We start from the raw sequence: 13,976 nt of genomic DNA, 5'->3' as shown, positions 1-13,976 counted from the left end.
AGGGAATAGGTAAGCAGATATGAGCAGGTTAGCCTTTCGCAACACTCCGCGACAGGTAACTAACGCATGAACGTATTGATCATCATGGCGCACCCTGAGCGCCATTCGTTGAATGGCGGGCTCGTTGATATCGCCGTTGAACAGTTGCAAAAAAGTGGCCACGCGGTCGAGGTCGACGACCTGTATGTCGAACAGTTCGACCCGGTTGAACGCGCGGGCCACTACACTCAACGGGCCAATGACACCTACTTTGCCCCGCTTGATGAGCAGCGCCACCACTACGATGAAAAGGCGCTGCCCGCGGATGTTCAGCGCGAGCTTGCAAGGCTTGAATGGGCGGATCTGGTGATCTTTCAGTTTCCGCTATGGTGGCATGCAGAGCCTGCCATCCTGAAGGGTTGGTTTGATCGCGTGCTGGTCTATGGCGGACGTTACTCGAGCCGCATGCGCTACGACCGCGGCTATTTTAGCGGCAAGCGCGCGCTGCTCTGCGTGACCGCCGGCTCGCCGGAGGCCGCCTTTCAGCCTTTTGGGCGGGCGGGGAATATGGCCGCCTGGCTATGGCCCATACACGCTTCGCTGTATTACGTGGGCTTTGACGTTCTAGCACCCCAGGTCAGCTATGGCGTGCAGGGCGGCGGAATCGAGTACCAGAAGGAAAGCGCGCTGCGCGAACACCTCGATGGCTGCAAACAGCGCTGGGTCGAACGCCTTGAGCACTGGGAGGGTGAAAGGCCGATACCCTTTGCCGGCTGGGAAGACTGGGACAGCGACGGCGTATTAATGAGAGCAAGCCCCTGGCGCTGGCGACTGGGCTGAGCGGGCGTTTTTTTTGATGCCAGGATAAAGGCTCGTCTTATCAATCTTCTGTACACTCGACGCTCAAGATAACGCCCTAGGCAGGAGGAGCCGGTATGTCCCTGGATTTTCGCTGGTCGCGGTTTGATGAGCTCAGTACACGCGAGTTTTACGAGATTGTGAAAGCACGCGAGGCGGTATTCGTGGTGGAGCAGCAGTGTGCTTATCAGGAAGTGGACGAGCTGGATCCGCTGGCCTGGCATCTAATGGCCACCAACGATGGGGAGCTTGCCGCTTATATCCGCCTGGTGGGGCCTGGGGACAAGTTCACCGAACCCTCGATCGGGCGGGTGATGACACTGAAGGCCTTTCGTGGTCGCCAATACGGCCGAGAACTGATGGCCGAGGCGATTCGCTTCACCGAGCAGCGCTATCCTGGCCTGGGTATCAAGATAGGCGCGCAGGTGTATCTCACCGCTTTCTACGCCTCTTTCGGGTTTGAGGCGGTGAGCGATGTCTATGATGAAGATGGCATACCGCATATCGATATGCGCAAATCCGCTGTGGCGTAACGGGTGCACATTGCTATGGATCGCCTGTCGCTTGAATTACGCTTCATCAGTCGTACGTATCCAGGGTATGTTGGCCTGCTTTGCTTGCCCGCCTGGGGTTACCCGGCGGGCGAATCCCCGTCTTCATGACAAGGCCTGGCCTGCATAATGAGTACCCGAAATAACGCTTTTTCCGAAACGCAGCGTCGCGGTGTCTACCGCGCCATTCATGAGCGGCGCGATGTGCGCTCGCAGTTTCTTCCCGACCCGATTCCTCTGGAAGTGCTTGAGCGCCTCTTGCGGGCAGCGCATCACGCACCTTCTGTCGGGTTCATGCAGCCCTGGGATTTCATCGTCATTGAAAGCCGTGAAGTCAGAGCATCGATTCTGGCGCTGTTCGAGCAGGAGAACGCTCGAGCTGCCGAACGTTTCAGCGGCGAGCGTCAGGATCTTTACCGGGGCCTCAAGCTGCAGGGGATTCTGGAAAGCCCGCTCAATCTCTGCATTACCTGCGACCGTCGCCGGGGTGGCCCCCATGTGCTGGGGCGCAACAGCATCATGGATACCGACCTGTTCAGCACCTGCCTTGCCGTACAGAACCTGTGGCTGGCGGCGCGGGCAGAGGGCGTGGGGGTGGGCTGGGTAAGCATTCTTGATCAGGCCGAGCTAAGTCAGGTCTTGAACCTGCCCGATCACGTGTATCCCGTGGCCTATCTCTGCCTTGGTTATGTCAGCGAGTTTCTGGATCAACCGGAGCTTGAGGCCAAGGGCTGGCGCTCGCGATTGCCGCTGGAGGAGCTGATGCATGGCGATACCTGGGGTCAGCCCTTCACCAGCGCTTTCGCAAACGGCAGGTGATCAGCCGTGCTGGAACTCCTGGATTTGACACTTGATCTCGCCGAGGCGACTTCCCATCGTATCCATCGTTGCCAAACAAGGTGAAAATAGCATGCAAGAGACCCTCGTGCTTCAGCGATTGCAGGCGGATAGCCCCCATGTGCCCATCGTCGCCAGATGGACGTTTGACACCTGGGGAGAGCAGCTGTACCCGGGGCGTACGTTTGTTGAGGCGGTCGAAGAGACGCGTCAGGAGTGCGGCGAGCAGGGCGTACCGTCGCTGTTCGTGGCGCTGGCAGGCGGCGTGGCGGTAGGCACGGCCAGCCTGGTTGCCGACGATATTCCATGCCGGCCTGAGCTGACGCCTTGGCTTGCCTCGGTGTTCGTGCGGCCCGAATGGCGCGGGCGCGGTATCGCCTCACGCCTGGTGCAGCGCGTGGAGCAGGAGGCGCGGGAAAGTGGTATCGAACATTTTTATCTGTATACACCGGACCAGCAGGCGCTTTACCGGCGCCTGGGTTGGCAGGACATCGAACGACTCGCGTATGGCGGAGAAGCGGTGACCATCATGGTCCGCCAGTTGCGAGCAGAAAATCATTAAGGAGGCGTTATGATCAGCGGCCGCGCGCTGCACTACTTCGATACCGTGGCACGCTGTCGCTCACTGCGTCAGGCGGCGGCAAGACTCAATATTGCCCCCACGGCCATCAGCCGCCAGATCGATCTGCTGGAAGAGCAGTTGGGCGCGCCCTTGCTGGAGCGCGGTCCCAGCGGTATCAGCCTGACCGCCGCGGGCGAGCTGCTTGCCGACCAGGCGCAGCATACGCTGCGCGACCTGGAGCGCGTGCAAGAGCATATCGCCGACTTGCAGGGCCTGCGCACCGGGCGCGTTCGCCTGGAAGCCGCCGAAGGCGTGGTGGCCGGGCTTCTGGCGCCGACACTGGCCGATATGGGAAAGCGCTACCCGCAGCTGCGCTTTAACATCGGCATCGCAAGTGCCGGGCAAATAGTGGAGCGGCTGCGCCTGGGGACGGCGGATATCGGGCTTTCATTTTTCATGCCCCGCCACGAGGATATCGTCATTCTGGACAGCGCCCGGCTCGAGCACCACGCGGTCATGGCGGTGGATCATCCGCTGGCCGGTGCCCAGGAAGTGTCGCTTGAGTGCCTGGCCAAGCACCGCATCATCTTGCCGGGTGAGTCGTTCGGCGCGCGCCAGGCGCTTGAACGCAGCGCTCACCGCGCCGGTATCACGCTCATCCCCGCCTTTGATACCGCCTCGCTCGAAACCCAGAAGGCGCTGGCGCTAAATGGGGCGGGCGTGCTGATCCTGCCCCCCATGGCGGTCGCGCGCGAGTGCAGGCGCCATGAGCTCATCAGCGTGCCGCTGGCACCCGATGAGCTGGAGCCGGCGCGCATCGATCTGTGCGTTTACCGCCACCGCACAAGAAGCTTTGCAGTCGACACCTGCCTCTCCCATCTCGGTGAATCTCTCCAGGCCCTGGAGAACCTGCCGACATAAAGTGCACACAAAAAGTGGACACTGCCGCATTAAATTGGAATAGTGTGTGTCACCTGCGCACGCTATCAACGCTTATGAGCGGCGCTGGCAACCTTTCAAATAACGAATGCTGGCGCTGATCGTGACTCGCGAACGCGCCAATAGGGAACTGCTATGCGACGTTTGTTCGTTCTGCCCACTTCGCGTGCCGGGTGGGGGCTTTTAGCGGCCTTCATCTGCCTGGTCCTGGCGGGCATATGGCCGGTGATCGGACTGGTCAACCGGGCTGTACTGGTCCTTGGCCTACCGCTGATCATCGTGTGGGGCTACATGATCATCTTTGCCTGTGTAGGCGTAATGCTGGTGGGAAACCGCATTGTCGAGAGGGATGGGCATGAATAGTCTCTGGCCGCTTGTGATCACGCTGGGTTATGTGGCCGTCACCATGGTCATCGGCCTCAAGGCCCGCGCCGGCCACCGCATGGATACCCTGGAGCAGTGGGGCGTGGCCGGACGCAGCATGGGGCCGGTTACACTGTATCTTCTGATTGCCGCAGGCAGCGTCAGCGCCTACACCTTCATGGGCGCGCCGGGCTGGGCCTACTCCAAGGGCGTGGCGGTCTTTTATGTGGCGATCTATCTGGCCTACCTGGCACTGGTCGCCTGGTACTTCGGCCCCAAGGTGTGGCAGTTCGGCGAGCAGTTCGGTCACGTGACCCAGGCAAGCGCCATTGCCGACCGTTACCAGAGCCCGGCGCTCGGCGCATTGGCGGCGCTGGTCATGTCGGTCGGGTCCGTTGCCTACGCGGTGCTGCAGACCGTGGGCTCGGCGTACATCCTGTTCGTGATGAGCGGCGGCACCATCCCCGTCTGGCTCGGGGTGATCATCGTGCTCGCCTGTATCGCGGTGTATCTCTACATCAGCGGCCAGCGCGCCATCGGGCGTACCAATGCCTTTCAGGGCGCGCTGATGCTTGTCGTCGCCTGGGCGGTCGGGCTCTGGGCGGTACATAGCGCCACCGGCGGGCTCAACATGGCCGCGGTGTTCGAGCGCATTCAGGCCGAGCATGGCGAGTTTCTGACCCTGCCGGGGGCGCGTGGCGACATGAGCTTCAGCTTCTGGACCACCTCGATCATCGTGTCGATGTTCTCGTTCATGCCCCCGGTGTGGACCCAGTGGATGTGTGCTTCATCGGCGCGGACCATTCGCCGTAGCGCGACATGGCTGCCCACCTATTACGTCGTCATTCTGCCGATGGTGATCGTGGGGTTCATCGGGATTTACTCGCTGCCGGACCTGGCGCGCGCCGATACCGTGGTGCTGGAGTACGCCATGGCGAACCTGCCGGTCGTGCTGGTCGGCCTTCTGGGTGCTGGAACGCTTGCCGCCTCCATGTCATCAAGCGAGCCCTTTATTCACTCGGTGGCGCTTTCCATCACCAAGGATGTGCTGCAGCCGCTGTTTAAACTCAGCGATGCCTTCACCGCGAAGCTGGCGCGCTGGCTGCTGCTGCCTGTCATGGCGCTGGTCATCGCGCCGCTGGCGATTGCCGAGCCGGGGAGTCTGGTGATGATTCTGCTGGTAGGGCTGGGGTTTGCCTCCCAGGTACTGCCGGCGTTTATCGGCATGTTCTTCTGGCCCCGGGCGTCCAAGCTGGGCGTCATGGCGGGTATCGTGGCGGGCTTTCTGGTGACCGTGGCATTTACCACCGTGTGGTCGCACCCGCTGGGCATTCATGCAGGCTTCTGGGGGCTGATGCTTAACCTGCCGGTCTTTATTGGCGTATCGCTGATAACTCCTGCCACCCAGGCGGATGTGGTCGAGCGGTTTTTCCGCATTGCCGCGCCGCGTGGTTTCAAGCGTCTGGGTAAACAGAAGGGGAGTCAAGCCGCCTCGACAACCTCGCGATAAATAACCAGGCAAAGACCTAAAAAAACCGGGTATCGATGACCCGGTTTTTTTGCAACATGGAGAATTAGCTCCCGCTGATGCCACCGCCTACTACGCCACTGCGAAAGCTGTTGGAGGGGCTGGCATTACCGCTACGCTGTTTAAGGTGCTCCCCCACGGCATCTTCCGGTGAACCCGCTAGTTCGCGGAACATGCCCATCGAACCGAGCAGGGCAGAGGACTCGTAAGGCACGAATACCCGCTCGCCATCCTTGGCCATATTGGGCAAGCCCTTGATATAGCTCTGGCCCAGCAGGTAGCCGACCACGGTACGCTTGTTCTCTTCGCTGTCGCCTATCGCGTTAAGCACCAGCTTGATGGACTCCTGTTCGCCCTGGGCGCGCAGAATAGCCGACTCTTTATCGCCCTGGGCGTTGAGGATGGACGATTCGCGCTGGCCCTGGGCCATGGCGATTGCCGCAGATTTTTCACCCTCGGCTTCGGTGACGGTGGCGCGGCGCTTACGCTCGGCAGCCATCTGCAGGCGCATGGCGGTCTCCACCTCTTCGGGCATGGCGATATCCTGTACCTCGACCCGGGAGATCTTTACACCCCACTTGGAGGCGGGCTCTTCCATCGCCGCCTGAATCTCGTTGTTGACCTCAGCGCGGGATTCAAACAGCTTGTCGAGCTCCATCTTGCCGACGACCGAGCGCAGCGTCGTCTTGGCGAGTACTTCCACCGCCTGGCTCATGTTGACGACTTCGTACACGGCGCGTTTGGGGTCGATGATCTGGTAGTAGAGTGCGCCGTTGATGCGCACGGTCACGTTGTCGGTGGTGACCACCGGCTGGCCGGGGAAATCCATCACCGTTTCACGCCGGTCGATGCGAATTTCGTCGGTGGTGATCGCCTGGTACTCTTCGCCCATCTTGCGATAGCGCAGCATGGTGATGGCGCGAGGCTGCTCGATAAACGGCACGATGATATTGATGCCGCTTTCGAGCACGCGGTTGAACGAGCCAAGGCGTTCGACCACCATGACCTCGGATTGGCGCACGATCACCAGTCCCTTGGAAATGATCAGTATGCCGATCACGACAATGATAAGGCTGATCAACAGGCCGGGGCTAACGGGTAGATCCATGATTAGGGCTCCTTGCGTGGTGTGGTCGTATCCGGTGAAGCGTCGATGGGCGCCTGTTCTGGCAGTACCACCAGCGCCGTGGTGCCTTCAAAACGCTGAAAGATGACGGGGGTATGCGGTGGAAGCTCGGTGGCGCCGCTATCCACGACGCGCAGGCGGTAGAAGTCGCCGTTGACCTTGATGCCGGTGGCGTCATCGTAATCACGCCGCAGGGTAGTGTAGCGTTTGCCTTTCTCCACCCCGGTGCCGGTGGTGCCGTAGGCAACGCCGCGAGGAGAAAAACGCGGACGAATGACCCAGATGCCTAAAGGCACCAGCACGCCGGTAAAAAGGCCCATGCTCAGAAGCTGCCAGGGTAGCGACAATCCAAGCGCGGTCACGGCGGCGGTCAAGGCCGCTGCAATGCCTAGCGCCAGCAGTACCATGGCGCCCGAGGTCAGTTCTGCAAGGCTCAGCAGCAGGGCGAGCACCAGCCAGGTATAAGCGGGATTCCAGTCCATAGCGCCTCCTTTAAAAGCGGTAACAGCAGCCTACCTCAAGCGCTGGGTTAAGTCTGCTTCATTTGCAAGGCATTCCCCCTGCTTCAAGGGTTATTGGATTAGAATGACCCTTTGAAAATAGTCTACAAAGGAGAGCCGCGTGACGGGTGTGGTCTACTGGCTGGACATGGCGGGGGTAATCGTTTTTGCGCTGTCCGGCGTTATTCTGGCGTGCCGCTCCAGGATGGACCCCTTTGGCATGCTGGTGCTGGCTTCGGTCACCGGTATCGGCGGTGGTACGCTGCGCGATCTGGTGCTGGGCATACGCCCCGTGTTCTGGATCAGCGACCCGAGCTACCTGTGGGTCATTCTGGCCACGGTAGGCGTTTCGCTGGTGGGGTTTCACTACATTCACCGTCTTTCACGCGGGTTTCTGCCCATTGCCGATGCGTTTGGCCTGGCGCTGTTCACGGTCATTGGTACCCATAAGGCGCTGCTGCTGGGCACCTCCGGCGTGGTCGCGGTACTGATGGGCATGATGACCGGCGTTGCCGGTGGGATGATTCGCGATATGCTGGCCCAGCGGGTGCCCATGGTACTGCGCGAGGAGATCTATGCCACGGCGGCCATGGCCGGCGGAATCGCCTACGTGGCACTTCAAGCCTTGAGTGCCCCCTTATACGTCAGTATCGGCGTGGCCCTGGTGGTAACGCTGGGGCTTCGTCTGGCGGCCATCCACTGGCAGCTGGCACTGCCGGTGTTTGCCTGGGTAACCATTCCGCCCAAGGAGTCGGATACCGCGACCCCGCTCTCTACGCCACAAAAGGCCAAGGAGCGGGTGCGCATGATTCGCCGCGAGAAGGGCAAGACAAAGCGCTAGCGAAGGCGGTCAATCATCGAGTGCAGGCAGCCGGGCCTGACGCCAGCGCTCAAACCAGCGGCGGGGCTGCAACAGGTGCAGGTCCGGCTGGTTCTCCTCAAGCTCGACCGCTATCCCAAGTGCCCCCAGGCGGGCATAGAGCGCGCCGCTGGCGCTTTTCTCCGTCAGCGTGATATCCGAAAGCAGGGTCAAGGGCCCGCCATCAAGGCGTAGCCCCCGCAGGCTTACCCGATCGCCGTTGATGACCAGAGCCGCCGTGCCGCTGATACCGCGCACGCTGAGCAGGCGCCCAAGCCACTCTGTTTCTCGCGCGCGGGCAAGAAACAGCCGCGCCAGCAGCCCCGTATCGCGCATATCAAGGCCTATCTGGCTTTCCAGGCGAATCGGGTCTGCCCAGTCAAGCCTGGCCTGGTTCATGGAGAGCTGTACCCACCAGCCGGCATCCGCCGAAGGGCCGTCGTCCGGTCGGATGATGTTTTCCAGACGCAGAAAAGAGTCGTCGGCGGTAAAGCGGCGCGTTTCAAGGTCACCTTCGGTCAGGTTCAAGGAGAGATGCAGGTCGCCGCGTAGACGCTGGTCGAGCAGCGCCATATCCGCACCGTAAGCACGTAGCGAAAGCGTGCCTTGTGCGTTCATGCCGTCGAGCAGCCATTCACTGGCAAGGCTTGCCTGGCCACCCAGCAGTGTTATGCCCGCGCTCTCGGGCAGGTAGCGGTTGTAGCGGGTAAAGTCCGGCACTTCGGTGATCGGCAGGGCGATGCGCGTGACGAAATATTCCGGCGCCGGGGATTCCAGTACCTCACTCAACTGTTCTGTCTGGGTGGTCAGCGCAAAGTGGCGCCCTTCGACGTGGGGCCGGTCATCGCCCTGGCGCTGCAAGGCAAATTGCGGAATGCCGAGCGACAGCCGCGCCTGTTCGGCGCTGTCGATCTGGGCGGTCAGCTCGCCGCGCCCGGTGGCCAGGTAATCCAGAAATGCCACTTCAAGCTGGTTGGCGTCGATGCGCAGCCGGGTAGGTGCCAGCAAGCGTTTATCGCGAAACGCGCCCTGGGCAAACAGCTGCCCGTTACCTGAAAGTGCAAGCCCATGGGCATCGGGTAAAAAGGCGTTGAGAAACCCCAGGCGCTGCACGCTGCCCTCAAGGCGGAACTGCCCGCTGGGCACGTCGTTCGCCCGCGCAAAGCGCGCTTCGCGAATGGCCAAAATGCTTTCCAGTCGCTCGCCAGCCTGACTATTTTCAGCCACCTGCCAACGCAGGCGGCTTCCGCTGATATCAAGCGAAGTGCCGTCGAGGGCAGCCTGGTTGAGCCTGAGCGCAAGCTGCATGTCGCTGGTCAGGGTCGTATCCTCATCGCTACGCTGCCAGCGCGTGGTCAGCCCGTTACCCGACAGATGAATATCGCCACTCAGATGCGCGTGATTGATACTCAGCGCGCCGTGACTTTGCGCCTGACCCCTGATCAGCTCAAGCGGTGCCGGGTCAGGCAGGTAGGCGTTGAGATAGGGTTGCAGCACCCGGATATCCGGCAGGCGGGCGGCGTGCCAGTCAAGCGTGGCCGTGGCGAGCTCACGGGCACGTGCCGGGTCGATGGGGCTTTGCAGGTTTACCTCAAGGGCGGCGCCGTCAAGCAGGGTGCGTTCATGGTGAGTAAGCGTAGCCTGAGTAAAATCCAGCGTGGCGGTCAGGGTATCCGCTGCGGCAAGTTTGGCCTCCAGGGTGCCGTTACCTTCGACCCGGAAATCAAGCGCTCTGGCCGCGAGGGCCTCGGCCTCGACCCACAGATGGCCGCTATGCGCCTGGGTGTCGCGCACGCTCACCTCAGCGTCTATCCGGCCACTGCCCGACAGTCGGATACCCTGACCTTCGAGCGTCTCGGCCAGGTAGCGGTCCAGCATGTCCAGCCGGGTGATATTGCCCTCCAGCGTCAGCTCGGCATCGGCAGGTGACTCCAGCCGGTCAAGGCGCTGATTGGTGATGTCACTGGTCAGGCGCAGCGCGGTATCCAGCGCGTAGGGTCGAGTATCGGCCAAGGTCACCTCGGTAAGCTGGGTGGCAAAGCCAAGCCGGCCATCCTTTACGCTCAGCGCGACGCTGCCCTGGCCAGTGGCGGTGTGGCGAGGCGGCGGCTCGTCGGCAATGATCCAGGCAGGCGGGTGTGTGGAAGCCTGAAGTTGGCGCTCATCCAGCGTCAGGCGCAGTTCCGGCGCGTTCAGGGTCAGGCGGCTTTGTTCTTCAAGCGTGCCTTCGCGAAGCTCGATATTGCCCGTCAGTTCGCCCCGGCCATTGAGGAAGAGCCAGGGCAGGGCATCCAGGTAGGGCATGAACACGTCCCAGGCGTCGGCCTGGGCATGGATATCAAGGGAGGCCGAAAGTGCCGCCAGCAGTTCCGGGTTCAGCTCGCCGGTAGCGGGGTCGGTGGGCGTGACTTCATCAAGCGAAGCGGAGGCAGTGAGATCGATGGCGTTGACCAGGGTGGTCTGATCGCTCAGGCGTACCAGGCGCCCTTGAGTAATGGCCAGCGTCATCTCCGGCACGGCCAGGCGCTCGCGGCCAAGTGCGGTATCGGCTACGTGCAGCGCCCCCTGGGCTTCAAGGGCAATATCGCCCACCGTAAAACGGCGGATACCCTCGGCATCCAGCGCATTGATAAAAAGCTCGCCGCGCAGCAGTGACAGAAGCGACAGGCTCAGCGTGGCGCGTTCGGCTTCGATGCTGATGGGGAGCGTCTCGTCTTCTCGGGCAAGGTATAGGTTCTCCAACTCCCAGCGGCCGGGGTGGCGGCTTGAACCTTGGCTCCAGCGGATTTCAATGCCCTCAAACTGCGAAATCCGCTTGGGCAGCCACTGGCTGTTGAGTAGCCAGTAGCTGCCAATCAGCCAAACCGTTATGATGAGCGCCACGCTGATCAACGTAGCTAACGCAAGGCGCGACAAGCGTTTTTTAGCGATATTCGTGTCTGGCATACTCGCTTCCTGGCCGATGACTCCTGTTGGCGCGTGTTTTATGGCATTATGCGCGACGTTGGGCAGTTATGGGTTTTCGATTTCAACGCTAGGCAGGCAGCAAACGCCATGTTCAAGGATTTTTACGCGCAGCGCGGAGAGTACGTGGTCATCTCCGCAGAGCAGGCCAGCCGTTTCGCCAAAGGCGTGGCCGGCGATTACAACCCGATTCATAATCCGGATGCGCGGCGCTTCTGCGTGCCTGGTGACTTGCTATTCACGCTGATACTGGTGAAGTTCGGGCTGTCGCGGCAAATGGAATTTCGCTTCACCAATATGGTAAGTGCTGACACGCCGTTGTGCTTTAGCGAAGCAGATAATGGCGAACTTCATGTATGCGACGAGAGCGGCAAGTGCTACCTGCAGGTGGTGCGCAGTGGTGAAACGACCCACGACGCCGATGCTGTCGAAGCCTTTGCGCGTTGCTACGTGGCGTTTTCCGGCAAGAACTTTCCCCACTATTTAAAGCCGCTGATGGAAGAGCACGGCGTGATGTTCAACCCGAAACGCCCGCTGGTTATCTATGACAGCATGGGGTTCTCCCTTGAGCGGCTGGATGGCTTTACCCCGGATCTTGCCCTGACCCGTTCGTCGCTTGACGTGCAGGGCAAGCGCGCCGATGCCTTGCTGGAGTTCTCGATCGAGTCCGCGGGGAACGCCGTGGGGGTTGGCTCCAAGAAGCTGGTGGTCAGTGGCCTTTGTCACTACGATTCGGCCGAAATGGCTGCCATCGTGGATGAGTTTTACCGCCTGAAAGCGGCCTACGAAGCCGCCTGATACTCAACCCCTCAAGTGGCCACGCCCCTACGCGTGGCCGCCTGGTTTTGGCTAGGTCAGGACTGTCTCCTGAGAGTAGGCCGGTTGTATGACCGCAAGCCCCGCCGTTGTGATACGTCCATCCAGTACTCCCTCGACCGATAGCCTCACGTTACCTACCGATAACGTATCGCCTTCGCTCAGGCCATCGCCTAGTCGGTCTTGTAAAAGCGCATCCAGGGTAAGGCTCATGTCGTTATCCAATGCCACCCCGTAGGAGTGGCGCACTTCACCTACACAGGTGTTGCCTTTCAGGTACAGCTTTCTGTCTGGAAAGTCGCGACCTGCGTGCGCTTCACTTTCGGCAAACACGCAGTCGACAAACGGGCGTGTATCCGGGCGCAGCACCACGAACAGATGATCGCCCGGCAGCAGTACGGTAGAGCCCCTAGGTGGAATCACTTCCTTGCCGCGCGTGACCATGGCGATTACGGTGCCATCGGGCAGGGCAATCTGCGAAAGGCGCTGGTTGGCAGCGCGAGCGCCGTCGCCTAACCGGTATTCCACGATATCGGCATCGACGTCCTCAAGGGCGGTAATTTCCAGACTGGCCGCAGGCAGCTCCGGCGGCGGTTCGGTCAGCCCCAGCTTGCGTGCCACGTAGGGCAACGTGGTGCCCTGCAGCGTGGCCGAGATCAGCACCACGAAGAACACCACGTTAAACAGAAGCTCGGCGCCTTCAAGGCCAAAGATCAGCGGGAAGATGGCCAGAATGATAGGCACCGAACCGCGCAGGCCGACCCAGGCGACAAGGCTGGTTTCGCGCAGGTTGAATCCGAACAGCTTGAGAATCGGCACCACGGCCACCGGACGCGCTACCAGCACCAGAATCGCGGCGATCGCAAGCCCCTCACGCCATACGTCCAGTAGCGATACAGGATTGATCAGCAGACCCAGCACCACGAACATGACGATCTGGCTCATCCACGCCAGGCCATCGTGAAACAGAAAGGTGCTGCGCTGAAAGGCGATAGGGCGGTTGCCGATCATCACGCCGGCCACGAAGATGGCCAGAAACCCGCTACCGCCCAGGTTGGCAGCCACGCCAAAGGCAAACAGGCCGCAGGCGGCCACCATGACGGGATAAAGTCCCGAGGTTACCAGCTGGATACGGTTGATCAGTTGAACCGACGACCAGCCGACCAGCAGGCCCACCGCCCCGCCCACGCCAATCTGCAGGATAAAGAGCTTCAAGAGTCCTGCCCCGAGCGGCATGTCGTTGACCAGTACTTCCAGAAGACCGATGGTCAGAAATATCGCCATGGGGTCGTTCGAGGCACTCTCTATCTCAAGGGTCGCCTTGAGCCGCCGGTTGATATGAATACCGGCATTGCGCAGCAGCGAAAACACTGCGGCGGCATCGGTCGAGCCAACGATGGCGCCAAGCAGCAGGCCATTGAGCAGCGGCAGGTCGAGAATATACGCCGCCGCCACGCCGGTAATCATCGACGTAGTCAGCACTCCGAGCGTGGCCAGTAGCGAGGCCGGTTTCCAGACCATGCGAATCGAGGACGTTGGCGTCTGCAGGCCACCGTCGAACAGAATCATGGCCAGCGCCATGGTGCCCAGTGCGTGAGCCAGAATGGGGTTGTCGAAGTCGATGCCGCCGATACCGGCTTCGCCGGCCAGCATGCCGGTGCCCATGAAAAGTACCAGCACCGGCATGCCCAGCCGCGCCGAGAGCTTGCTCGAAACAATTCCGATCAGCAGCAGGATGGCTGCCAGTAAAATAAGTTGATCCACCTGAAACATGTACGTTTCCTACCGTGATTCGATACAGGGAGGCGCCCGATAAAAGCGTGGTGTCGTGCCGCCGCTATCTGTCTTGATAATAATGCGTGCTGTCGTGCTAGTGCGTGTTGATAGCTGATAAGACCAAGTGTCATCTCCTCTGTTATTCCAGCCATAATCCTCTATTGGTAAGGCAGGTCAAGCTGTTAAGAACGTCGCTCGCTTGTTTTATGAATCGCCTCAAGGCGCTATGCCCATTGCCCTGAATCGCTAATTGACGTTTACGTCAACTAGCTGATATACCCTGTTGACGCCTTCACGACGTTATCGATCACGATCCAA

Annotated in this window: 13 protein-coding genes; 9 read left to right on the top strand and 4 right to left on the bottom strand. The window is 60.8% G+C overall.

What is annotated here, in order from left to right; translation table 11 throughout:
* Window positions 1-66: 66 nt before the first annotated feature.
* The 7 genes from B0H98_RS02665 (at window position 67) to B0H98_RS02635 (ending at window position 5,599) form a co-directional block, all read left to right on the top strand.
* Entirely contained in the window at window positions 67-819 is a 753-nt protein-coding gene (locus tag B0H98_RS02665) for an NAD(P)H-dependent oxidoreductase (RefSeq protein WP_106373508.1), read from the top strand.
* Between the two features lie 95 nt (window positions 820-914).
* Window positions 915-1,370 (top strand): GNAT family N-acetyltransferase, encoded by a 456-nt coding sequence (locus B0H98_RS02660; protein WP_106373507.1) that lies wholly within the window; start codon window positions 915-917, stop codon window positions 1,368-1,370.
* 147 nt (window positions 1,371-1,517) lie between these two features.
* Window positions 1,518-2,207 (top strand): 5,6-dimethylbenzimidazole synthase, encoded by a 690-nt coding sequence (bluB, locus tag B0H98_RS02655; RefSeq protein ID WP_106373506.1) that lies wholly within the window; start codon window positions 1,518-1,520, stop codon window positions 2,205-2,207.
* Between the two features lie 91 nt (window positions 2,208-2,298).
* Complete coding sequence (locus B0H98_RS02650; protein WP_106373505.1) at window positions 2,299-2,787, top strand: GNAT family N-acetyltransferase; 489 nt, start codon at window positions 2,299-2,301, stop codon at window positions 2,785-2,787.
* Window positions 2,788-2,796: 9 nt separating this feature from the next.
* Complete coding sequence (locus B0H98_RS02645) at window positions 2,797-3,708, top strand: LysR family transcriptional regulator (RefSeq protein ID WP_106373504.1); 912 nt, start codon at window positions 2,797-2,799, stop codon at window positions 3,706-3,708.
* 153 nt (window positions 3,709-3,861) lie between these two features.
* Complete coding sequence (locus tag B0H98_RS02640; protein ID WP_106373503.1) at window positions 3,862-4,089, top strand: hypothetical protein; 228 nt, start codon at window positions 3,862-3,864, stop codon at window positions 4,087-4,089.
* On the top strand, window positions 4,082-5,599 hold the full coding sequence (locus B0H98_RS02635) for a sodium:solute symporter family protein (RefSeq protein WP_106373502.1): 1,518 nt from the start codon (window positions 4,082-4,084) through the stop codon (window positions 5,597-5,599). Before B0H98_RS02640 ends, B0H98_RS02635 begins: the two co-directional genes overlap by 8 nt.
* A 64-nt stretch (window positions 5,600-5,663) precedes the next feature.
* On the opposite strand, the gene B0H98_RS02630 is transcribed toward B0H98_RS02635, so the two are convergent.
* Both B0H98_RS02630 and B0H98_RS02625 read right to left on the bottom strand, forming a co-directional pair.
* Window positions 5,664-6,725 carry an SPFH domain-containing protein gene (locus tag B0H98_RS02630; protein WP_106373501.1) on the bottom strand — a complete coding sequence of 354 codons (1,062 nt, stop codon included), beginning with the start codon at window positions 6,723-6,725 and terminating at the stop codon, window positions 5,664-5,666.
* A gap of 2 nt (window positions 6,726-6,727) precedes the next feature.
* Complete coding sequence (locus B0H98_RS02625) at window positions 6,728-7,225, bottom strand: nodulation efficiency, NfeD-like protein (protein WP_106373500.1); 498 nt, start codon at window positions 7,223-7,225, stop codon at window positions 6,728-6,730.
* Window positions 7,226-7,364: 139 nt separating this feature from the next.
* Between B0H98_RS02625 and B0H98_RS02620 the strand changes: the two genes are divergently transcribed.
* The gene (locus B0H98_RS02620; RefSeq protein ID WP_106373499.1) at window positions 7,365-8,084 is read left to right on the top strand and encodes a trimeric intracellular cation channel family protein; all 720 of its coding nucleotides are present in this window, start codon (window positions 7,365-7,367) and stop codon (window positions 8,082-8,084) included.
* A 9-nt stretch (window positions 8,085-8,093) separates the two neighbouring features.
* Here the strand turns inward: B0H98_RS02620 and B0H98_RS02615 are convergent, their stop codons facing one another.
* On the bottom strand, window positions 8,094-11,048 hold the full coding sequence (locus tag B0H98_RS02615; protein WP_106373498.1) for a translocation/assembly module TamB domain-containing protein: 2,955 nt from the start codon (window positions 11,046-11,048) through the stop codon (window positions 8,094-8,096).
* Between the two features lie 108 nt (window positions 11,049-11,156).
* Here B0H98_RS02615 and B0H98_RS02610 point away from each other — a divergent pair, with 108 nt between their 5' ends.
* Window positions 11,157-11,864 (top strand): DUF3581 family protein, encoded by a 708-nt coding sequence (locus tag B0H98_RS02610; RefSeq protein WP_106373497.1) that lies wholly within the window; start codon window positions 11,157-11,159, stop codon window positions 11,862-11,864.
* 51 nt (window positions 11,865-11,915) lie between these two features.
* Here B0H98_RS02610 and B0H98_RS02605 read toward each other — a convergent pair whose 3' ends face one another.
* Window positions 11,916-13,655, bottom strand: a complete 1,740-nt coding sequence (locus tag B0H98_RS02605) for a potassium/proton antiporter (RefSeq protein ID WP_106373496.1) — start codon at window positions 13,653-13,655, stop codon at window positions 11,916-11,918.
* Between the last annotated feature and the right edge of the window lie 321 nt (window positions 13,656-13,976).

Source organism: Vreelandella songnenensis, from assembly GCF_003002925.1.
GTDB classification, from domain to species: Bacteria; Pseudomonadota; Gammaproteobacteria; order Pseudomonadales; family Halomonadaceae; genus Vreelandella; species Vreelandella songnenensis.
Note: the sequence above shows the minus strand (reverse complement) of the source record. Positions and strands in the feature narration are given on the sequence as shown.